Source organism: Staphylococcus pseudoxylosus (assembly GCF_003697915.1).
GTDB classification, from domain to species: Bacteria; Bacillota; Bacilli; order Staphylococcales; family Staphylococcaceae; genus Staphylococcus; species Staphylococcus pseudoxylosus.
In genome coordinates, this window is record NZ_RCVN01000009.1 from 60,806 (window position 1) to 83,617 (window position 22,812).

General features: G+C 31.9%; 23 protein-coding genes. 2 read left to right on the top strand and 21 right to left on the bottom strand.

The features are described 5' to 3' along the window. Nucleotides 1-4 precede the first annotated feature (4 nt). From D9V42_RS09480 to D9V42_RS09565, 18 genes are all read right to left on the bottom strand, one after another. Complete coding sequence (locus D9V42_RS09480) at nucleotides 5-2,806, bottom strand: 2-oxoglutarate dehydrogenase E1 component (protein ID WP_122064688.1); 2,802 nt, start codon at nucleotides 2,804-2,806, stop codon at nucleotides 5-7. 331 nt (nucleotides 2,807-3,137) lie between these two features. After that, complete coding sequence (locus D9V42_RS09485) at nucleotides 3,138-4,493, bottom strand: HAMP domain-containing sensor histidine kinase (protein ID WP_122064689.1); 1,356 nt, start codon at nucleotides 4,491-4,493, stop codon at nucleotides 3,138-3,140. Continuing rightward, complete coding sequence (locus D9V42_RS09490; protein WP_122064691.1) at nucleotides 4,490-5,152, bottom strand: response regulator transcription factor; 663 nt, start codon at nucleotides 5,150-5,152, stop codon at nucleotides 4,490-4,492. The genes D9V42_RS09485 and D9V42_RS09490 overlap by 4 nt, the downstream gene beginning before the upstream one ends. Nucleotides 5,153-5,671: 519 nt before the next feature. Continuing rightward, nucleotides 5,672-6,286 carry a phosphatase PAP2 family protein gene (locus D9V42_RS09495; RefSeq protein WP_122064693.1) on the bottom strand — a complete coding sequence of 205 codons (615 nt, stop codon included), beginning with the start codon at nucleotides 6,284-6,286 and terminating at the stop codon, nucleotides 5,672-5,674. A 15-nt stretch (nucleotides 6,287-6,301) separates the two neighbouring features. Continuing rightward, complete coding sequence (locus D9V42_RS09500) at nucleotides 6,302-7,375, bottom strand: undecaprenyldiphospho-muramoylpentapeptide beta-N-acetylglucosaminyltransferase (protein ID WP_122064695.1); 1,074 nt, start codon at nucleotides 7,373-7,375, stop codon at nucleotides 6,302-6,304. A gap of 10 nt (nucleotides 7,376-7,385) precedes the next feature. Then, the gene (locus D9V42_RS09505; RefSeq protein ID WP_107556071.1) at nucleotides 7,386-7,895 is read right to left on the bottom strand and encodes a GNAT family N-acetyltransferase; all 510 of its coding nucleotides are present in this window, start codon (nucleotides 7,893-7,895) and stop codon (nucleotides 7,386-7,388) included. A 21-nt stretch (nucleotides 7,896-7,916) separates the two neighbouring features. After that, nucleotides 7,917-9,392: a S41 family peptidase gene (locus D9V42_RS09510; RefSeq protein WP_107556072.1), complete on the bottom strand. Its 1,476-nt coding sequence runs from the start codon at nucleotides 9,390-9,392 to the stop codon at nucleotides 7,917-7,919. Nucleotides 9,393-9,546: 154 nt separating this feature from the next. Beyond that, on the bottom strand, nucleotides 9,547-9,768 hold the full coding sequence (locus D9V42_RS09515; protein ID WP_017724471.1) for a YozE family protein: 222 nt from the start codon (nucleotides 9,766-9,768) through the stop codon (nucleotides 9,547-9,549). Then, complete coding sequence (locus tag D9V42_RS09520; protein WP_017724472.1) at nucleotides 9,768-10,268, bottom strand: PTS sugar transporter subunit IIA; 501 nt, start codon at nucleotides 10,266-10,268, stop codon at nucleotides 9,768-9,770. The genes D9V42_RS09515 and D9V42_RS09520 overlap by 1 nt, the downstream gene beginning before the upstream one ends. A gap of 14 nt (nucleotides 10,269-10,282) precedes the next feature. Next, on the bottom strand, nucleotides 10,283-10,711 hold the full coding sequence (gene msrB / locus D9V42_RS09525; RefSeq protein WP_017724473.1) for a peptide-methionine (R)-S-oxide reductase MsrB: 429 nt from the start codon (nucleotides 10,709-10,711) through the stop codon (nucleotides 10,283-10,285). After that, a complete protein-coding gene (gene msrA / locus D9V42_RS09530; RefSeq protein ID WP_107531275.1) occupies nucleotides 10,704-11,231 on the bottom strand; it encodes a peptide-methionine (S)-S-oxide reductase MsrA in 528 nt (175 codons plus the stop codon). The genes msrB and msrA overlap by 8 nt, the downstream gene beginning before the upstream one ends. A gap of 126 nt (nucleotides 11,232-11,357) precedes the next feature. Next, the gene (locus D9V42_RS09535; RefSeq protein ID WP_107556073.1) at nucleotides 11,358-12,197 is read right to left on the bottom strand and encodes a DegV family protein; all 840 of its coding nucleotides are present in this window, start codon (nucleotides 12,195-12,197) and stop codon (nucleotides 11,358-11,360) included. 9 nt (nucleotides 12,198-12,206) lie between these two features. Then, nucleotides 12,207-12,692: a dihydrofolate reductase gene (locus D9V42_RS09540; RefSeq protein ID WP_107531277.1), complete on the bottom strand. Its 486-nt coding sequence runs from the start codon at nucleotides 12,690-12,692 to the stop codon at nucleotides 12,207-12,209. Nucleotides 12,693-12,792: 100 nt separating this feature from the next. Further along, nucleotides 12,793-13,749: a thymidylate synthase gene (locus D9V42_RS09545; RefSeq protein ID WP_122064697.1), complete on the bottom strand. Its 957-nt coding sequence runs from the start codon at nucleotides 13,747-13,749 to the stop codon at nucleotides 12,793-12,795. A gap of 335 nt (nucleotides 13,750-14,084) precedes the next feature. Beyond that, nucleotides 14,085-14,519: a bacilliredoxin BrxA gene (gene brxA, locus D9V42_RS09550; RefSeq protein ID WP_122064699.1), complete on the bottom strand. Its 435-nt coding sequence runs from the start codon at nucleotides 14,517-14,519 to the stop codon at nucleotides 14,085-14,087. A 41-nt stretch (nucleotides 14,520-14,560) separates the two neighbouring features. Beyond that, nucleotides 14,561-15,679, bottom strand: a complete 1,119-nt coding sequence (locus tag D9V42_RS09555; RefSeq protein ID WP_107556077.1) for a conserved virulence factor C family protein — start codon at nucleotides 15,677-15,679, stop codon at nucleotides 14,561-14,563. Nucleotides 15,680-15,694: 15 nt separating this feature from the next. Continuing rightward, entirely contained in the window at nucleotides 15,695-15,952 is a 258-nt protein-coding gene (locus D9V42_RS09560; RefSeq protein ID WP_122064701.1) for a NifU N-terminal domain-containing protein, read from the bottom strand. A gap of 16 nt (nucleotides 15,953-15,968) precedes the next feature. Further along, nucleotides 15,969-16,163, bottom strand: coding sequence for a zinc-finger domain-containing protein (locus tag D9V42_RS09565; protein ID WP_029377283.1), 195 nt, complete (start codon nucleotides 16,161-16,163; stop codon nucleotides 15,969-15,971). Between the two features lie 251 nt (nucleotides 16,164-16,414). Between D9V42_RS09565 and D9V42_RS09570 the strand changes: the two genes are divergently transcribed. Next, a complete protein-coding gene (locus D9V42_RS09570; protein ID WP_107556252.1) occupies nucleotides 16,415-17,119 on the top strand; it encodes a queuosine precursor transporter in 705 nt (234 codons plus the stop codon). A gap of 16 nt (nucleotides 17,120-17,135) precedes the next feature. Here the strand turns inward: D9V42_RS09570 and D9V42_RS09575 are convergent, their stop codons facing one another. Next, nucleotides 17,136-17,711, bottom strand: coding sequence for an RBBP9/YdeN family alpha/beta hydrolase (locus D9V42_RS09575; RefSeq protein ID WP_325167784.1), 576 nt, complete (start codon nucleotides 17,709-17,711; stop codon nucleotides 17,136-17,138). Nucleotides 17,712-17,877: 166 nt separating this feature from the next. Between D9V42_RS09575 and D9V42_RS09580 the strand changes: the two genes are divergently transcribed. Then, complete coding sequence (locus D9V42_RS09580; RefSeq protein WP_119614947.1) at nucleotides 17,878-18,282, top strand: ribonuclease HI family protein; 405 nt, start codon at nucleotides 17,878-17,880, stop codon at nucleotides 18,280-18,282. A gap of 120 nt (nucleotides 18,283-18,402) precedes the next feature. Here the strand turns inward: D9V42_RS09580 and D9V42_RS09585 are convergent, their stop codons facing one another. Together D9V42_RS09585 and D9V42_RS09590 are read right to left on the bottom strand one after the other, a co-directional pair. Next, nucleotides 18,403-19,284, bottom strand: coding sequence for a 5'-3' exonuclease (locus tag D9V42_RS09585; RefSeq protein ID WP_122064705.1), 882 nt, complete (start codon nucleotides 19,282-19,284; stop codon nucleotides 18,403-18,405). A gap of 20 nt (nucleotides 19,285-19,304) precedes the next feature. After that, entirely contained in the window at nucleotides 19,305-22,745 is a 3,441-nt protein-coding gene (locus D9V42_RS09590; protein WP_122064707.1) for a dynamin family protein, read from the bottom strand. Between the last annotated feature and the right edge of the window lie 67 nt (nucleotides 22,746-22,812).

Here is a 22,812-nt window from a genome sequence, read left to right on the forward strand (position 1 = left end):
CCCCCTAGTTAATGTTTGTACTTTGTTCGATTATCATATTTTGTACGAGTTTGTGAATTTCACCATCACCTTCAGCAGGAGCTGAACGTTGGATACGACCGTGATAACTTAAATCGTATTTATCAGTTGTTAATTCTTTTAGATAAGGATAAACGAATGACCATGCACCTTGGTTCTTAGGTTCTTCTTGTACCCAAGCTACATTTTCTAAATTAGGTAATTCGTTTAATAATGCATTAATTTCATCAGCAGGGAAAGGATAAAGTCTTTCTACTGCTACGATTAAAATAGAATCATTTGGATTCTTGGCCAAATACTCTTTTAAATCAATAAACATTTTACCTGATGCTAAAATAACTTTTTTGACTGATGCTTTATCGTGATCTTCTGGTAAAATTGGTTCGAATTTACCGGATGTGAATTTACTGATAGGATCTGCAACAGTCTTATTACGTAATAAACTTTTTGGTGACATAACTACTAATGGTCTCATAGATTGTGTACCAAGATTAGCCGCTTGCGCACGTAATAAATGGAAGTAGTTACTTGAACTAGATAAATTAACGATAGTTGAATTATTTTCACCAGCTAATTGTAAAAATCTTTCTAAACGTGCAGATGAGTGTTCTGGACCTTGTCCTTCAAATGAATGAGGCAAGAATAAAGTTAGTCCTGAACGTTCTCCCCATTTAGCGCGTGAACTAAATAAGAAGTTGTCAAAAATCATTTGAGCCATATTTGAAAAGTCCCCGTATTGTGCTTCCCAAATAGTCATGCATGATTTATTTTGCACATTATAGCCATATTCAAAACCTACAACAGCAGCTTCTGATAATGGTGAGTTGCGCACTTCAAACGTTGCTTTTTGGTCAGGCACATTGTGTAATGGTACGAATTGTTCGCCAGTTTCTGGGTCATGTAACACAGCATGACGGTGACTGAATGTACCACGTTCGCTATCTTGACCAGTTAAACGTATAGGTGTTCCATTTTGAGTGATAGTTGCGAAAGCTAATTGTTCTGCTTGAGCCCAGTCAACTAATCCATCTTCACTTTCAAATGGCTCTTTACGTTTTTCTAGTACTTTATTTAGCTTTTTCAATACATTGAAGTTTGACGGATAAGTAAGCATTGCGTCATTAATTTCTTTTAACTGTTCAAAGCTTAACTCCGAATCATCATTTTGTATTGGTTCTGCTAAACTTTCAGGTCTTTGCATTTCTGGGTTGTCCATTTTGTCGTTTTTATCAATTTTGTCATGAGCAGCTCTTAAAGTTTTTTGAACTTCGTCAATGATATGATTCATTTCATCTTCTGAAATTATATCTTCGCTGACAAGTTGTTTTCCGTATAAGATTTCAACTGACTCATGCTTACGTATTTCATGATATGGTAGTGGGTTTGTAATTGATGGTTCATCCATTTCATTATGACCGTAGCGACGATAACCTACTAAATCGATAACCACATCTTTATGGAATTCTTTTCTAAATGCCATTGCAATTTCAATTGCTTCAATCGTTGCCTCGACATTATCAGCATTTACATGCATGATTGGAACGTCATATCCTTTTGCAACATCTGAAGAATAGGTTGTAGAACGACCATCTTGCGGTTCGGTTGTAAAGCCTATACGGTTATTTGTAATAATGTGAAGTGAACCACCTGTTGAATAACCATCTAAGTTACCTAAGTTCATAGCTTCAAAATTGATACCTTGTCCAGGATAAGCGGCATCACCATGAATTAATATAGGCATAGATTTTTTGAATTCGGTAGTTACTGAGCCTGGTTTATCAGTTGTATCTTGATTAGCACGTGTTTTACCAAGGACTACTGGTGATACGATTTCTAAATGACTTGGATTGTTCGCCAAGGAGATTTTTTGTTCAGTACCATATGATTGGGTTGTTTTTACGCCGCCAAGATGATATTTAACGTCACCAGACCAACCGGATGTTAATTCTAAACTACCATCTTTAGGTAAGAATTTCATCGGATCTGTGTGCATAAATTCAGAAATCATCATTTCATATGGCTTTTCTAAAACATGTGTTAAAACATTTAATCTACCACGATGGGCCATACCTATTTGGATATTTTGGATGCCTTCGTCGCTCGCAATTCTTAATGTTTGTTGTAGCATAGGTACTAGAGTATCTACACCTTCGATGGAGAAGCGTTTAGCTCCAACAAAGTTTTTGTGTAAATACTTTTCAAAACCTTCAACGTGGGCTAAGTTTTTAAATAGTTCGATTTTTTGATTATCATTTAATGTTGCTTTGTATGGAGTTTCAATTCTACGCTTTAACCACACACGTTCTCTATTGTTATTAATGTGGGTATATTCAAAGGCAATTGGACCTTTGTAACGTTTTTCCATACGTACAATTGCTTCGTATGCATTATCATAAATGTCTTTAAAATGGTCAGAAACAATACCGGCTGAAATAGATTCAAGTGTTTCTTTATCCAAATTAAAATCTTCGATTGTTAACTTGGGAACATTCTCTCTTTCAGGCCTATTAACTGGATAAATATCTGCCAACAAATGCCCATATTGACGAATGTTATCGATAAGGCGCATAACACGTTTGATTGTGCTATCCCCTTTAGTTATGTTGCTCTGACTTTCATTATTTGTTGTGATGTTTGCTTCACCGTTTTTAATTGTACTAAAAAGGACTTGCAAATCTTCAGGAACTGCACCAGGATCATTTAGATATATATCATATAAATCTAAAACATATCCAAGATTTGCTCCGAAATTTACAGGTGCCTCGGAAACCTGACTTTCGTTGCTCATTTTACACCCTCCACAAAATAGTTGAAACGCTTACAAATCAATAATAGCATTAAATATATACAAATTAAAGTACCAATAACTCACTTATACGAAAAAAGGAGGTGCAATATAAATCTAATTATAATAATAAGATTTATACCTCACCTCCATTAAATATATACAATAGTGAAAAAATTCGTTGTAAGTGTATTTTGTATTCTTGAAAAGTGTCACAAGTCCATTTTTGCATAACAATAGATTAGAATTAACCCACATTGAAAATAGTTTTAAATATGAGTGTAGGTGATTTTGTTTGTTGCTGTATAGTTTTTAAAAGTTAATAGAATTATTGTTAAAAAGTAATTTTAAAAGTAGTATATTGACCTACTACACTATCTACTTGAATCTTACCGTGATTTAATTCTATTATCTTTTTGGCGATTGATAGCCCTAATCCATTACCACCTAGTTTACGTGAACGTGATTTATCTACTCTATAAAATCTATCAAAGATAAATTCAATATCCTCCTTAGGAATGCCAACACCATGATCTGTGATTTCTATAGATGTTTGTTTGTTTCTTAACTTTGTCTGAATATGGATATGTTTGTTAACTTGATCATATTTCATTGCGTTATCAATAAAAATAATCAAAACTTGTTCTAATTGATAGCGGTCGATTTTTATATTTAATGGCTTGGGAAATGCATCAAATTCAAAAGTATAATCTTCATGAAGCTGCTTCAATGATTTAATTCGTGACGTAATTTCTGCATTGATTTCTACATTCTCAATGTTACCATCTCGACTGTTATTATTTTCTTTTGTAAGTAATAATAATTCTTCTACCAATTTTGTGATTCTAGACATTTCTTCTAACGAGATATCTAAAGATTCTTCTAAAATAGCTGCATCTTTTTTACCCCATCGATTAATCAAATTCAAATGACCTTGTATAATTTGTAAAGGCGTTCGAAGTTCATGAGAAGCATCTTCAACGAACTGCCTTTGTTGATTAAAAGATTCTTCTAATTGGAACATCATTTCATTGAACGTAGCGATTAAGTTATCAGTTTCTTCGTAGTTTGTAGATAATTCAACTTTTTCTTGGAAACCATCTCGACGTATTTGTTGCATTTTGTTAGACATTAATATTAAAGGTTTTGTAATTTGTGATGAAAAGAAATAACTAATAATTGCTGTAATAAACGTAGCAATTACCCCGAAGATTAATGCGATAAAGTAAAGAGAATTAACAAGTGCGTTATAATCTTCTAATGAATGTACAATAACACTATAGCCTTTGAATTTTGGGGAATCTATATGGTCCGTAATTATTAAATAATCGGTGTTTTGATGTTTTTTAATAACAATATTATTCCTGTCTTTAGGAACTACTTCTGGTGAGAAAGTAATGGATTTATCGTTTGAAGTTTCGATTAATTTTTTTTCTTCATCATTAAATAGAATCACTTTTTGAAAATTTCCTAATGAAGCATTTAAATCTAGTGGTGTTATATGATTAATATTTTTTGATTCAAATAATTGTACAATATCATCCGCACTACGATTAGCTTCACTTAATTCGTTATGTCTGAGTGAGCTACTCAAAAAGAATATAATAATTAGACTAAATACAAATATCGTTAAAAATGTAATGGTTGTAGTAATCATCATCCATTTTGTTTTTAATTTGCGCTGTTTCATTGTCTAATCACATACCCAACGCCACGAACAGTTTCTATACATTTATCTTTATCATAGGGTTTAAGTTTATTTCTTAAATAGCGTATGTAAACATCAACGACATTTGTTTCTACTTCTGTATCATATCCCCATACATCCGTAATAATTTGCTCCCTTTGTAATACGTGATTTTTATTCTCTGCTAATAGATATAATAAATCATACTCTGTTTTAGTTAAATCTAAAGGATGACCATCGACGGTTACCTTAAATGCATCTTTATCAATGATAATACCCTTAATATCAATCACATTTTTTTGTGGCTGGCGTCGTAACATAGCGCGAATTCTAGCTAATAATTCTTCTATATCAAATGGTTTTACAATATAATCATCTGCGCCGTAATCCAATCCAGCTACTTTGTCATACGTGTCACTTTTGGCTGTAATAATGATAATAGGCGTTGTTTGTTGTTGACGAATTTGTCTACATATTTCTAAGCCATTTATATTTGGTAACATTAAATCTAAAAGGATTAGATCATAATCATTAGTTAATGCTTTGTTTAAACCAGGTTGTCCATCATATTCAATATCGACCTCATAGTTTTCATGCTCGAGTTCAAGTTCGATAAAACGAGCTAGATTTTGTTCATCTTCCACTATTAAAATTTTTGTCATAAGTAGCACCTCAAGTTATATATTATATGAAATAGTTAATTGGAGAAAGTCATTACTAAAAATAATTATATATTAAAAGCCATTATGAATTAACACGATCGATGCTAGTTTACAGAGTTTTCTTACGAAATTAAAAAAATTCGGAAATTCAATTGACAATCATTCTCAGTATTGTATAATGTAATTGAAAATGATTGTCAATTCCAAAAGTAAGACATTCCCCCCCACACATATTTCGTTCTTATTTGGATTGATCATTTTCAAAAATATCCCCTTTTATATGCCCGTAAAAGACTAACGTTGCGAGACAACGTGAATATAAAAACCGGTTTTACGTTGTAAAATCGGTTTTTATAATAAATTTTGACACATATTAGGCAGTTAGATGATTTTATTATCATTTAACTGCCTTTTTATGTTGAGAATCTCTCATTTTATTTGAGATTTTACTTTATTAAGATAATATAAAAATGCTCCCGCAAAGTTTGAACTTCCCGGAGAGCACTGGATTAAAAGGAATTAAATTTGTAATTTGTGACGTAATATTAATGTTGATAATATTACACAGAATGCGCCACCGATAATGCCTGCAATAATATCGGTAGGATAATGGACACCAAGGTAAACGCGCGATGTTGAAATCATAATTATAAATAAAGCCGATAAACCAATCATGAAGGCTTTTGATTTTCCTTTCATTGTTCGATTGGCAATATACATGATGCTTCCAAAAAATGCTGCAGAGCCCATTGCATGTCCACTTGGAAAACTGAAACCTGAGATATCTATGAGTCTAAGTAATGTTGGACGTTCTCTATCAAAGATATTTTTTAATAATGGGTTTAGCGTACTTGACAATCCCATAGCAATTGCAAAAAATAGTGCTTCAATATTCAGGCGCTTTAGCATTAGATATGCTATTAATAAAAGCGACAAACAAACCATTGCCCATACTTCCCCAATTTTAGTAACCCCAAGGAAAATGGTTGTAGTAATAAAACTTTCAGAAGAATATATAAACTCATATACTTCATTATCAATCCACTTACCTAGCCTGGATTCATGGAAGAATGCAATGATGCCAAATATTAACGTGAAAATGATGAGTAAGGAAATTCTTTTCCAACGACTCATTGCATAACCTCCTTATTAACTTAATGCATCTTTAATTATTTTTCTAAATAAATCTTGTCGCGTGAAACTTTCTTTATATGTCTGCATTTGATTAATTATGGTATCACGATTTGTTTCAATATCATTTAATTGATCTATTAATTTTTGTTCGGTTAAAACATCTTCAGGGATTGTCTTACCAAACCCTTTAGCTTCAAAGTTCTTGGCGTTATCAATTTGATCACCACGTGATTGATCGAGTCCTAGTGGTATTAAAAGCATCGGTATACGAAGAGCTAAGAATTCATAAATTGCATTTGAACCAGCGCGACTAATCACTGTATCAGTAATAGCAAGTAAATCAGTTAAATCATCTTTAACAAAGTCAAATTGAATATAATCTTTTTGGTTCGTATATTGTTCATCGATTAGACCTTTACCTGTTAAATGAATAATTTGATAAGAAGTCTGCAAAGCATCAAGATTTTCTCTAATGATACTATTAAGCTTTTTACTTCCTAAACTACCACCCATAACTAATAGTACCTTTTTATTATCATTGAACTCTGTGAGTTGATAACCTCTCTTTTTATCTCCAGTTTTAAGATCTTCCCTAACAGTTGCACCTACAAAATCTGCTTTTTCTTTAGGTAAAAATTGTAGGGTATCTTCAAATGTAGTATAAATCTTTTTAGCAAACTTGAGCGAAATTTTATTTGCCAGCCCTGGTGTTAAATCAGATTCATGTATAATTGTAGGAATCTTTAATGATTTAGCTGCTATAACTACTGGTACAGAAACAAAACCACCTTTAGAAAATAATAAATCAGGTTTTTCCTTTTTTAATACACTTCTTGCGTCTAATATACCTTTTAAAACTTTGAAAACGTCTTTGATGTTATCCCATGATATATATCGTCTCAATTTACCGCTCGATATCGAATGATATTTAATAGAAGGTAATTGAGATTCGATCATTTCACGTTCAATACCATTTTTTGAACCGATATAAAAAGCTTCGTAACCTTCTTCGAGAGCAGTTGGAATTAAACTTAAATTAACTGATACATGGCCAACTGTACCTCCACCGGTAAATGCGATTTTCGTCATATTATTACCTCTATTCTTCTAATTTTTTATAATAGGCATAAAATGGTTCCCCTTTATTAAAAGGATGATAATCAATTTCTACTTCGCCTACTTTATCAAATCCAAACTTACTAAATAGACCTTGCGCACGCTTGTTTAGTGCAAAAGTATCTGTCAATAGCACATGAATATCATGATCAAGTGCAAGATTAACTGCGAAATCAAATAATTGTGTTGCAGCCCCTTTATAGCTTGCTGAACCGGCAAGTCTATGAATGACATATGCACCTTGTCGATTAACAGGCCATTCTAAATTATCATACCACTCTGCTTGTTCTTGGTCGACAACAATAAACGCATAAATTTCATCATTTTCTTCTAGTACAAAGAGTGCTTCTTTCTCTATATCTTTCTTGAAATGTTCTTCTAATGGGTAATGCTCATCCCATTGATTGTTGTTATCTTGTTGCATTGTTGCTTTAGCTTCTTCAACAATATTTAATATACTTAACAAATCATTTTTGTTAGCAATTCTAATCATGAAACTTATACCTCTTTCATTTTAATTTAATATTTTTAAAAGTTTATTGAGTACAGTGTCTTCTTTATTTGCCTTATTTACTAATTGTTGTGTGAACTTTTCATTTGTTTCTTTATTAAAAGTGCCATTCACTTTTAAGTCATTTTCTTTTTGGAATGATTTAATGGCAGTTTCTAATGAGCTATCAAACTCATTGGATTCATTAGACGTTTTATGACCTAACGCAGTTAAACCTACCTTTATTGTTTTAACATTTTTGTCATTATCACCCAACTGGTAAGTTTTATCATTAGGGATCACATTTAAAGATTGATAGGCTGGTTCGTTTATCTTAGTATCAGGTTCAATACCTTTGCCATGGATATAATGAGATTTTGGTGTTAACCATTTCATATTAGTGAATTTTAATAAAGAGCCATCATCAAATTCGTGTGTTGTTTGAACAATGCCTTTACCGAATGTTTTAGCACCATAAACTTTTGCCTTATCATAGTCTTTCATAGCACCAGTAAAAACTTCTGATGCGCTAGCTGATCCTTTATTAACTAAAATAGATACGTCCATATCTTTTGCTTCTTTTAGAGCATCATTTGAAGTTTGTATGTCTTCTTTGTGTTTGCCTTTTTCAAGTTGAACTACAGTTTCACCTTTATCTATGAAAATATTAGCCATTTTCACAGCTTCATCTAAAAGACCACCAGGGTTATTACGTAAATCTAGAACGACTTTACGTACACCATCTTTGTGTGCTTTAATCAAAGCTGATTTTAATTCGCCAGAAGTACTGTTTTGAAATTTATTAATTGTAAAGACACCTACATTTTTATGTTTTTCATATTCAACACTTTTCACATGGATTTTATCACGTTTTATTGTAATATCATGAGTTTGATTAGCTCGTTCGATAGTTAAAGTAACTTCTGTACCTTGTTTGCCTCTCACTTTCTTAACAATAGCCTCTAAAGGTTGACCCTTTATGGATTTACCATCAACTTTTTTAACGATGTCTTTTGGTTGTATACCTGCTTTTTCTGCTGGCGATTGTTTCATCGGACTGGTAATTTCAATTTTATCACCTTTTTTTTGCATTTCTGCGCCAATACCAACAAAATCACCAGAAACATCTTCATTGAATGATTTTGTTTCATCCTTTGTCATGTAGTCTGAATAAGGATCATCTAAATCTTTTACCATACCGTCAATTGCTGCAGAAGAAAGTTTTTCAGGATTTGTATCTTTGTAATATTCATTGTTTAAAGTTTTATAAACTTCTTCTATCTTTTGTACTTCATGCCTTTGGTTGCTTGTTAAGCCACTTTTCCAATTACTTATCCCTATTGTTGCGAAAACAGTAATTACTGCTGTCATAAGTATGGTAGCTAATAATAGTAAAATGAAATAACTGCGTTTGAATTTAAAAGTTTTTGAATTTGCTTGTTGATCTTTATCTTCGTTGGCATCAATATTTTGTTCGTTGATGTCTTTATGATCTGACATTTAATCACTTCCAATACATATGTAAAAATAAAATCTATCCATTTGTCATAAAATAAAATTAGCTGGGATTGAACCATTCAGTTTAATCCCAGCCCTGTAAATGATACTTAAATATTTTAATATATTTTACTATATATCCTCAATTATTTAAGTATTAAAATTTTAGCCACTCTGTATATTCTTCATATAAATCATCGAATACGGCTAATGAAACTGTATAGTCTCCTCGAGTTTCGATATATTCAGAAAGTATATGAAAATCTTTTTCTTGTCTTGGGAAAGATAAGTCATCAAAAATTTCTTCTGCTAATTCGCCTTTTGCATCACTACGGCCTCGTGCCGTAAGTGCAAATTGATAAAATGAATGGTCTTTCATTAGTTCATTGTTACATCAACGATTTTAGTTTCGCCTTTTGTAACTGTAGTTACATCAGAAACAGAAATTGAAGATGTGTTATCAGAATTTGTAATAATGATTGGAGAAATAACGGACTTAGCATGTTCCTTAATATAGTCTAAGTCAAATTTAAGAAGAGGATCTCCAACATTTACAGTATCGCCACTTTCGACAAGGATATCAAAACCTTGGCCATCTAATTGAACAGTATCTAAACCAATGTGAACAAGTAATTCTAATCCGTTATCAGCTTTAAGTCCAATAGCATGTTTTGTTGGGAAGACATTGTCTACTTTACCATCGATTGGTGAAACAACTTCTCCATTTGTTGGGTTAATACCGAAACCTTCACCCATCATTTTTTGGGCAAATACTGGGTCTGGTATATCTTCAATTTTTACATATTCTCCAGAAAGTGGTGCATAAATAGCGCTATCTTTATTTACTTCTTTACCTTTACCGAATAATTTTTTAAACATATCTTGTTCGCTCCTTATTTTTCAAAATGTGGTATTAAATCTGCATAACCTAGTTCTTCTAGCTTGTCGAATGGTATGAATTGTACTGCAGCAGAGTTAATGCAATATCTCAAACCACCACTTTCTTTTGGTCCATCATTAAAAACATGGCCTAAATGACTATTGGCATCTTCTGAACGAACTTCCGTTCTTACCATGCCAAATGTTTTATCTACAAGTTCTATAATTTCTTCATTATCTAACGCTTTTGAAAAACTTGGCCAACCGCAATCTGACTCAAATTTTTCTTCTGAAGTGAATAATGGCTTTCCAGAAATTTTGTCTACATAGATACCTTTATCAAAGTGATTCCAATATTCATTTTGAAATGGAGGTTCTGTACCATTTTCTTGTGTAACTAAGTACTCCATTTCGTTTAAATCATTTTTATTCTTTTTAATCATTTTGCTTCCCCCAATGCTTTTCTATAAAACCTTTGCGTCCTGAACCACGTTGATACTGTTCATAATGTAACGGATTTTTTTTGTAATAATCTTGATGATAGGATTCTGCAGGATAAAAGTTTTTATACGGTTTAATGGGCGTGATAACAGGATTATCAAATATTGCTTGTTCATTTAATTGTTGTATCTTTGCTTCGGCAGCTTTTTTTTGTGTTTCATCGTGATAAAAAATCGCCGGTTCGTAATGTTCACCGCGGTCAAAAAATTGACCGCCATTGTCTGTTGGATCAAATGTTTTAAAATAAACATCTAATATATTTTCGAAGGAAGTAATTTCCGGATTATAGGTGATTTGTACTGCTTCTACATGACCCGTTTGGTTAGTACTTACACTTTCATAAGTAGGGTTATCAGTATGACCACCACTATACCCAGAAATAACACTTTCTATACCTGGATATGAAGTAAATGGTTTAACTAAACACCAAAAACAACCTCCAGCTAATGTCGCATAAGCCATAATATACCTCCTAAGTCTATTTTGTCATAAAGTTACCATTATTTTAAGAGATACGCTATAAAATTGTTTATTTATTAATTAAGACATATTGTTTCAAGTATAATCATAGCGACCTTTGAATGGAACTTATGATTTTAACACTACGAGACCAATTGCACCTTGACCAGTATGTGTACTAATCACAGGTGTTGTTACGTTTGTGTCGAACTGTGTAAAGTTGAATTCTTCTGAAAAATGTTTTTTAACTTTATCTACGAATTCAATAATATTTGCATGTGCAATGCCTATAGATTTTATATTTCTATCACCGATAAATGCACTAATTTCTTTCTTTAAAAATTGTACACTTGCATTTTGTGTTCTTGAATTGTGTATTAATTCGATTTTACCATCTTCAAGTGTTCCAATTGGTTTGATTTTCATCATATTTCCTATTAAACCTTTAGTTTTACTAATACGACCACCTTTGATTAATTGGTTCAATTGGCCTATTACAACATACAGCTTTATATTTTTTTGTAATTCAGTAATTTTAGATACGATAGTTGTAGTGTCATATCCTTCATTATTCCAGTCAACTATATGCTGTACTTGATAACCTAACCCAAAAGAGATGGATTTAGAATCAATAACTGTTACCTTACTATCAGTCATTTGACTCGCCTGTAGCGCTGTTTGGTATGTGCCGCTTAAACCTGAAGTCATATGAATACTTATAATTTCAGAACCGTCTGCACCTAGTTCATCATACATTTCAATAAATTTACCAATTGCTGGTTGGCTTGTTTTAACATCTGCATCTTCCTGCATTTTCTGAATATATGCTTCAGAAGAAATATCTACTTGGTCTACATAGGCTTCCCCATTGATTGTTAAATTAAGCGGTATCACATGTATGTCATTATCAGATAAATACTCGTGTGATAAATCAGATGTTGAATCGGTTACAATTTTCTTTTTCATCATAATTTCCTCCTATGAAGTTTCCTTACGTGTCAAATGTAAAAAAGTGTGAGGAATTGTGTTTTTTTCATCAATTTCCCCCTTGACTGATGATTCAACTTCCCAATCTTTAAAAGTATATGGCGGGAAAAATGTATCGCCATTATATTTATCTTCAATCACAGTGATATACATATCATCAACTTTATCAATCATTTCTTCAAAAAGTGATTGACCACCAAAAATGAATACATGCCCTGGTAAGTCATAAATATCTTCCATAGAATGTATGACATCTACACCTTCATGATGGAATGATTTGTTTCTTGTTAAAACAACATTACGTCTATTAGGAAGTGGCTTCCCAATAGAATCGAATGTTGCACGTCCCATGACAAGCGTATTGCCCGTGGTTAAAGCTTTAACATGTTTTAAATCACTAGGTAAGTGCCAAGGTAATTGATTATTTACCCCGATGACACGTTGTTGGTCATGAGCTACTAGTATCGACAGTGTCATAATTTTCCTCCTAATAGTGAAATTCTAAATAAGTATTTATAAAGTTCATGGTCTTAATTATATAGTAAAAGGTTTATTAATTTAAATAAAAGCTTATGTTTTAAACTGCAATCGGTGCTTTAATAGCAGGGTGAGATTCATAATCTACAATTTCTAAATCTTCATAATTTATATCGAAAATTGAAGCGTCAGAATTAATTTTAAGTTTAGGTGGTTCGAAACTATTGCGTGATAATTGTGTTTCTATTGCATCAATATGATTTGAGTAAATATGCGCATCACCAAAAGTATGCACAAATTCTCCCACTTCTAAACCACATTCTTTAGCTATTAAGTGCGTTAATAAACTATAACTCGCAATGTTAAACGGCACACCTAAGAATATATCGGCACTTCGCTGATATAATTGACAACTCAATTTTCCATCTTGAACGTAAAATTGGAACATCGTATGACATGGTGGTAAAGCCATTGTATCAATTTCAGTTGGATTCCATGCAGAAATGATATGTCTACGAGAATTAGGGTTATTTTTAATTTGATCAATTACTGTTTTTAACTGATCGAAATGATTACCTTGTTTGTCTTCCCAATCTCGCCATTGTTTACCATAAACATTACCTAAATCACCGTATTTTGAGGCGAAATCATTATCATTTAATATTTGTTGCTTGAATTTTTGCATTTCTTCTTTATAAATTGCATTAAAAGCTTCGTCAGTTTGTGCTTTATGACCAAAATTGGTCATATCTGGTCCGTGATAATCAGATGAATTTATATAATTCTCAAAAGCCCATTCATTCCAGATATTATTGTTGTACTGAAGTAAATATTTGATGTTCGTATCGCCTTTAATAAACCATAATAATTCAGTTGCGATTAATTTAAAGGAAACTTTTTTAGTTGTCAGTAAAGGAAATCCTTTTGATAAATCAAATCTGAGTTGATGTCCAAATTTAGAAATTGTGCCAGTGTTTGTGCGATCGTTTTTTTGTTTTCCTATCTCAAGAATTTCTTCACATAGATTATGGTAAGATTGGTCGAAACTATTTAACATAATAGCACACTCCTTTCAATTATATTTTTATTTAATCTTATTGGATATTAGCAACAATTAAAAGAATTTACTATAGATTGTGTAAAAAAGATTGTGTAAAAATATTGCATGTTAGGTAAATTATACAACATTTCAGTGTAAACGTTATAAAAGTAGCATTATTTTTAAAAAATAAATGCCAACTTAGTCATATCTCAAGATTAAAAAATAGATATGTCGTAAGTTGGCATTTAAATATGCTTAATTAGTAGTAATTTTAAACTGTATAAATTTGTTTTACCGCTTCGAATTTATATTAGTTTGCTTAATTAAGATAAGATGTGTTTTTGTTCGTATTAACAGTGTTCATCAAAGGCATCTTTGATATCCATACATATATCTTGAATATCTCTGCCTTCAATGTGTTCGCGTGGGATAAAGTGTTTCAACTCTTGTCCTTTAAACAATGCATACGATGGGCTTGATGGTACTTGTTGAATATAATTTCGCATCGTCTCAGTAGCTTCTTTATCTTGACCAGCAAAAACAGTCACTTTATTAGTTGGTTTTTTATCATTTTGCTCTACAACAGTTACAGCAGCTGGTCTAGCTAAACCAGCTGCACATCCACACGTTGAATTAATTACAACGAATGTAGTGTCGTCTGTTGAAACGTTGTTCATATAGTTCGTCACATCATCTGAAGTCTCTAAACTTTCAAAATCACGCCCGGTTAATTCACTACGCATCTGTGTAGCAAGTTCGTTCATATATGCTTCATATGCATTCATTTCCAACACTCCTTAAAATCTAATAATAAATATTTTAACAATTATATTTTATTTCTGTTAGCAATTTGTTTCCAAACTGAGCCCAAAGCTTGATCTCCATTTTCAATTCTTTCAATCGCCATTTCGATTTGAAGTTTAACTTCATATGCTGGATCATTCTCGTGTGCATGTAAAGATTCTAATTGCTCTGGACCACCTTCGTCAAAGATGAACATCGCAGCTCTCCATCTAACAATTTTTTGTGGATCGTCTAATGCTTTTTCCATCTCTGGTAAGGCTTGTTTAAAACCTAAATCACTTAAACAGTCACCTGCAGTTCGTCTTACTGCTGGACTCTTATCGCGTAAACCTTTAAATAGATATGGCAGCACAGCCTTATCTTCTACCATTCCAAGTAAGACGATAGCTTCACGTCTTAAAGGTGTTTTCTCCTCTTCACTGACAGCATCTCCTAATAATGGAAAATCTTGTTCTGTTGGTGTTGGGAAAGCCTTCAACATTCTTAAACGTTCTTTCCAATCTTCTGTAGCTTGATACGTTTCAAGTGACACATGCTGGTAATGCTTTTCAGGAATGACTACATCTGTGTTTAATGCATCTTGTACGAGTGTTTCTAATTTGTCCTCGGGATAAATTGCTAATATCTCTTCAAAAACTTCTGACATAATTTCATCAAGTTCACCGTAACGAACTCCTAAATCTTCCCACTTGCGTTGAAAAACGATATTATCGTCATCTTTCTGTGCTGCAAGCATGCTATCTACAAAAATTTCAGGTAATTGCTTACGTTTTTCTTCTGAATTAGTTGTTAGTTTTACTTGATAAGGAATGCCTTTGAATTTTAAAACTTCAGCCTTAACTTCTCCAAAATGTTCATCTGGCATAGGTTCTTCTAATTCTGCTACATCTTTATTTAATGTAGCAGTGACTTTAGGCAATAATGTTTCCCAGTCGTATTTTGGTTTTTTATCTATTGCAAGAAAATCCATAACATAAAATATAGATTTGATACCTTCTACGGCTAATACGTCATTGATAAAGTTGGGTTGGTCATCTTGGATGGTAGTATACGTATTTGATTTATTATCTTTTCTCTTATCATTTAGTACAATTTTCATTGTGTTAGGACTTGGCGTAGGTTCAACACGTACGATTTCCATTTAAGAACCTCCTTATTAAATATTTTCTAATGTTTCGGTTACTCGTGGTAATAAGTCGTCCCAATTGGAATCAGATTTCTTATCAACGGATATGAAATTCATAGCTTGAAAAATAGACTTAATGCCTTCTAATTCAAGTATTGTATTGATAAAATCAGGTTGACCTTCTTTGACAGAAGTATACGTGTTAGGTTTATAGTCCTCACCTGATAATTGTAAAACGATTTTCATTGTATTTGGGTTTGGTGTTTGTGCTACCTCTACGATTTCCATTTTAAATTCCTCCTAATTATTGCAGCTCATTGCCTAATTGTTTAATCTCTTTCCCTACCGAACATTCTGATATGCAAAAATGGTGGGCATGTGTTTTTCCTTGAGTTTTATTAATGTGATGTTTAAGTAAGCATTTATTGCAATATGTGTTCATAAGATGATCTATTGCTTCTATTGCTTCTTTTTCAGAATAAGTTAGAATACTCGTCACTCTCCTGTTACGCTATAAGTAAAATGTCCCTAATAAATACATTAAATTTACAAGGATTTGACACTTAGAATCATTATATCATTTGTAACAATGTTTGTTTAATCTTAAAATTTATGCACAATTTTTATCTACATTTGGTAATGATTTTATTTAATTTGCTTGTATTTTTTGTTTTATTTGGTAAAATTATTTAGTTGTTTATTTTGCGGTTTCTAAACACCCGCATCAACAAAATTTAGGAGGCAAATAAATTGTTTAATGAAATATTTGGAGTAGTAACATTTTTAGTAACATTTCTTTTATTAGTAGCCATGTATAGATTGTTTGGTAAACATGGTCTGATTGCTTGGGTTGCAATAGGTACAATAATTGCAAACATTCAAGTGATTAAAACTGTAGATGTATTTACGATTTCTGCAACTTTGGGTAATGTCATGTTCGCTTCGATCTATCTTGCGACAGACATATTAAATGATATTTATGGTAGAAAAGTTGCAAAACGTGCAGTTTGGATAGGTTTTAGTTCTACCTTGGTTATGATTATTGTTATGCAAATGTCATTGCATTTCACACCATCGCCAATTGATAGTTCTCAACAAGCATTAGAAAGTATCTTTAACCTTGTTCCTAGAATTGCATTGGGATCTGTGATTGCTTACATTATCGGCCAACATTTAGACGTATTATTATTTAGTTTAATAAAAAAACTTTTTAGTTCAGATAAAACGTTTATTATTAGAGCATACGGCAGTACAATCATCAGTAATATTATTGATACTGCACTATTTGTATCGATTGCGTTTATCGGTTCTATGCCAAATGCTGCAGTTTTTGAAATCTTTATAACTACTTACTTATTGAAAGTGATATCAACGATATTTAATGTTCCTTTTGGTTATTGGGCTAAATCAATGTACCGCAAGGGTAAAATAAATAAACTAGATGAAGGTTACTAAAAAACTCTAGGATTGGTTAACTACCAGTCCTAGAGTTTTTATTATTATTTAATGTTTGAATGATTTGGTCTTTTAGAAAATTGAAAGTCCTATATCCATCGCTATCAAGGAAATGACCTTCGTGTGATACATGTAATGTTTCCGTCTTTAATTCATGAGACAATCTGTCGGTTGCATCAATATTGACAATTGGGTCATGGCTACCGGCAATCGTTACGATGTGTTGTGCATTAATCATACGGAAATCAATCTGAGTTTGTAATATATAGTGATCAAGTTCTGGTAAATTTGTTAATTGCTCATTAAAACCAGAAATGAGAAATAGTCCTTTAATAGTCGGAGCGTGTTTTAGCTTAGACAAATAATCAAGTATAGTTATTACACCTAAACTATGTGCAACAATGAGGGTTTCTGCATTTAGCTTATTTTCTAAACTATTTTGTATAGCTGTTATCCAATCATCTAAATTGGGTTGATTTGTATTCGGTAAATACACGATTTCCGTAGAATAACCAAACTGCTTCATTTCGGTAGCTAACCACTCAAACCAATGACTTTTAGTAGTTGCTTGATAACCGTGTATAATAAACATATTTTTCAAATAGATCAACGTCCTTTCAAATCCGACTTATTTAGTAGGGATAATTAAAAGTATAAGCTATATCATATAATTTCACAAGCAATTTAATGTCGCGTAAATAGTATCTATGTGCCTGATTTGATAAAATAAACATAAATAATAGATAAAGGTGGAAATTATGGCAAAAATTTACTTTGATGCTGCTACAGCTGGTAATCCTGGTGTAAGCGCATGTGCAGTCGTGTTAGTAATTGACGATGAGCGCTTTCACTATACAAAAGATTTAGGTGTTATGGATAATCATAGTGCTGAATGGGCATCTTTAATATTTTCTTTGGAATGTGCTGTTAAACATGATATATCCACAGCTTTAGTGTTTACAGATTCGAAACTTATAGAGGATAGTATTAATAAAGGTAGCGTTAAAAATGAAAAATTCAAACTTTATTACGATAAGATGTTAGCGTTAGAACAGCATTTTGAATTGTTTTTCGTTAGATGGGTACCTAGAAATCAAAACAAAGAGGCAAATCATCATGCTAAAAATGAACTTTATAAAATAACCAAGCAAAATAAAAAATAGCGCCATTACTAGTAATTTACTAAAAATGAAGAAAGCGGACATATGAAATCAAAGTAAAAACTTTGAATTTATATGTCCGCTTTGTATATAGTTTATAAGTCTTAGTTACATGTGTTTGAGTTAACTAAAATGAGTAGCCAGATATTTACCAGATACATATAACTCGTGTTCTTTACATATATTTAAAACTTTTGTTATTTCAGTACCAAATGCCATATCATCTAATAAGTCATTTGTATTTAAAGGAACTTCTGTATGGATTTTTGCTAAGGTTTTTGAAAGTTTAAGATTGTCCATATCGGATTCAATTTTATTACGCTGACCAGCTGTTAATTGTTCTAAAGAAGCAATAACAGATTCAACTGAACCGTGATTTTGAATGAGTTTGATTGCTGTTTTTTCTCCGATACCTTTTACTCCAGGATAGCCGTCCGCAGTGTCGCCCATAAATGCTTTAACGTCTACAAGTTGTGATGGGTTCAAACCATATTCACTTTGGAATCTATTTAAGGTGTAACGATTGTAGATATTAAATCCCTTTTTGGTTAACCAAATCTCAACATTTGGGTTAATACATTGTAAAATATCTCTATCCCCTGTCACGATATAAACTTGGTTTTGTTCAGAATAGGCTTCTGCTAAAGTACCAATGACATCATCTGCTTCAAAATTTTGGACGCCTATATTAACAAAACCGAATTGGTTAGAGACTTCTTTGACGTAATCGAATTGTGGTATCAGTTCGTCTGGGGGTGCAGGACGATTTTGTTTGTAACCATCGAACATATCGTTTCTAAAAGTAGATTTACCCATATCCCAACATACAGCTACATGTGTTGGTTGAATTTCGTTTATTGCAGTGAAGACATGGCGTACAAACCCTTGAACACCATTTGTTGGTGTTCCCGAAGAGTTTCTCATAAATTGTTTGTGCAGACTTGTGGCAAAGAAATGGCGAAATAGTAAAGCCATGCCATCAATTAATAATATTTTTTTGTACATAAAAGTACCTCTTCCTCTAATTACATATATGGTTTTAAATTATTATTTGTTTCTTGTAGTTGTTGAATAAATGCATCGTCAACTTCAAAAGATAAAAGTTCCTTAATTTGGCTATGTGCATCATTTTCAAATTGGTTAAATTTATCTTCAGCATTACTTTGCATTTGCACAACTGTTTCGTTAACAGCTTGTCTTAAATTAGCAATACAAGGTGCCAGTAAATGAATCGTTTCTTGTGTTATTTGTTCTTGAATTGTGCTTTGCGTTTTAGGCTGTAAAATATTCTTTTTAGAAAGTGATTTTGGTAATGCGTCAATCATTTGAGTTAAATCGATTTTTAAGTAAGGATTATCTAACTCAATTTCGCTTTTATCAAATTCAGGTTCTATAAACACGTGCAACTGTTGCAACTTTTGTTTTAATGGTGCAATTTCAGTGTGTAATTGTTCATGGAAATATTTTTTTATACGTTCTACAAGCAATGATTGCTCTAGATATAATCGCTGATGAATTTGATCTAAGTATAATTTTGTTGATTGACGTTTTTCTTCATTGAAATTTGTGTTTTTAGTCATTTGTCCATTATAGATAGATTTAACTTCATCTAATAATTGTAATTTTAATCGTTCGTTTAAATGATAAATTTGATCGTCTACTTCATTTGATGTTCGTTGTTCAGCGATTTGAAGTAGATTGTTATTGAAAATGATTGTTTTATCATAACTTTGTAATTTTTGATTACGTTGGTTGATTTCTGCTTTATCATTATGAAATGCTTCAATCATTTGTTCATATGCTTCAGAAATATGGTGAAGTTGACCCATCATTTGTTTTTGTAGAATATTTTTAGATTCAACTTGAACAAAATGTTCAATACTCTTCTTAAGTCTTTCAATACCAATGTCATTTGTTTTTAAGGCTTCTCTACTTGAAACTGCGAAGATGTCTGAATCCATATTAACTTGAGTTAAAGCATCTCCTACGTATTCAATAACCGCATTTAAATCTTCTTCTGTCTCTGCTAAATCTGTTGCATTAATTATCATTTTAAATGCTTGGTTTTCGTTTAATTGGTTCATTGCTTTCATATGTTCAATAAAGCGTTTGTCATTATCTGTAAATGAATGGTTAAAGTAACTAACATACAAAATTAAATCAGCTGATGTTAATACTTTTTCAGTTTCATTAGTATGGCGTTGATTATTAGAGTGGAGTCCTAGTGAATCTACTATAATTTTATCTTTTAACCAATCTACAGGTAACTTTAAATGTACAGTATTAACAAATGTAGCATACTCGTCTTCTGCGCTCCATCTTTTAATTTCATCTTGGGCTATTGTGTGTATTAAACCATTTTTAAGCATGTCTTGATACATGCCATAATGTTTCTCTACTGCATTCACAAAAGCGAGCTTATTTTTTTCTAGTGATGCTTTTAATTTATTTGTATTTTTATTTAAAAATGCCTCAATACTATCAAATGTAATATTTTCCACTTCAAAAACTTGGTTTATTTCTGCTAAAAGTTGTTCGGCCGATTTTAACGTAATTTGGCTTTCATGACCGTATGTTAGTTCTGTCATAGCAGCTGTTGTAGGGTTCGGTGAACTTACTAAATAATTATCACCTAATAAAGCATTAATTAAACTACTTTTACCAGCACTAAACGTCCCGAACACACCAATTTTGACTATTTTGTTATCTAGCCGAGCAAGTGTGTCATCTATATTTTGTTTGCTCTGTTCGAACAACGGGACATCTTGAATAATTTCAAGCGCATGCTTAATATTTTGTGTCTGATCTTCTTGGTTTGGTTCTGTGGAAGTTTCTGATTTCGAATGATTAACGGATTTTACTTTATTTGCTTTTGGTGTGTAAGTGATTTCTTTTCTATCTATAAGTTTATCGAGAGAGTCATCTATGTGAATGTAATAATGTAAGTAATTTTGTGTCTCAAGTGATTCCCTTAGATTACGCATTTCCATAAATTTTTCATAATCATTATAGTCATCTTCTTGCTCTATACCAATATCATTTGCCTGAGCATGATTGATAGCTTCTTTGAACAATGGATCAGATGTTTTGCCAATATACTGTTTAAGAGATTTCATTAAATCATCACAAAATGTTAATACATACTGATTGCTAATGGTAATCTGTGTTTGATATAAATCAGTTATTAAGGATTCTGGGATTTCATAATGTTGATTTAATATAGCTTCATTTATTTCAGAATCATTTATAAAGCGAGTTAAAAATGACATATCTTCTCTAAGTGGTTGTCTAATCTCTTGGTTAACTTTCTCTTGTAATTGCGTAAGTGCTTGATTTAATCTACGTTGTTGTTCCTCTTGCGTTTTTTTCTTCTTATTAAAAAGCCCGCCAACTGTGAAATCTTTAGTACGGCTTTCTAAATATATTCGAATCGTTTCTCTTGTATCGTGTGTCATGATATAAGCATTATCGATAATTGCTTTTCTTTTTTGTTTTAAAAATTCATACAACTCATTGGGGTTGTTTAATAGCTTGGCTTCTTCGCTAACCTGCTGGTGTTGTTTGAAATTGATATAAGCTTGTTCAAAGTCCGCTTCGAAAATATCCAATTTATCTAAAAGATCTTGGATTTCGTATTTAATATAAGATAATTGTTCTTCTGTGATGAATTTTACGATTCGATTAACATAATCCTCAATTGTTTCGCGATTGTTATCTTTTTCTACGAGATATTTTGAAAGTGCTTCGATTTCATTATGCGTATGACTAAATTTAGAAACATAAAAAGTTTTGTCTAAATCGATTTCCCATTCAGCTATTGATTTTTCAACACGTGATTTAAAGGTGTCGAAACTGATTTCGTCTTCATTGTGCTTATCAATTTGGTTAATTACAAACACGACTGGCACACCTGCTTGATTCAGTTGTTTCATAAATTGAAAATTCAAGGCAGATTGGACGTGATTATAATCTACTGTATAGAAGAGTACGTTGCTGGTATACATAAACTCTTCTGTACTAGATTGGTGGCTAGATACATTAGAGTCGACTCCAGGTGTGTCTTGTAATGTGAATCCTTTGCGAAATTTATCAGACGGGAATTTAATTTCTACAGATTCCACATCGAAATTCTCGCGATTCATTTTTTTTACATCATCGTAATTATTTAATAATGTATATTGTTGATTACTTAGATTTGCAATAATTCCTGGCTGCTCTGCGACAGAAACAATTGCGGTATTACTAGTTGTAGGTACGGGAGAACTTGGTAATATCGTTTCTTCTAGTAGTAAATTGATTAATGTGGATTTTCCTGCTGAAAAATGACCTACAAAAGTAGCAGTGTATTGTTCTAAAAACACTTTTTTAATTACTTGATTGATAATATGGACTAATCTACCATTTTTAGATTTTTCTACTTCTTTTTTTAATTTATATAAAATATCGAGTTGCTCAGTATTAGACATGTTTCGTATCCCCTTTATTACTTATATGTAATTACTACTTATTGTATAACAAATCGTTACTTGTCTA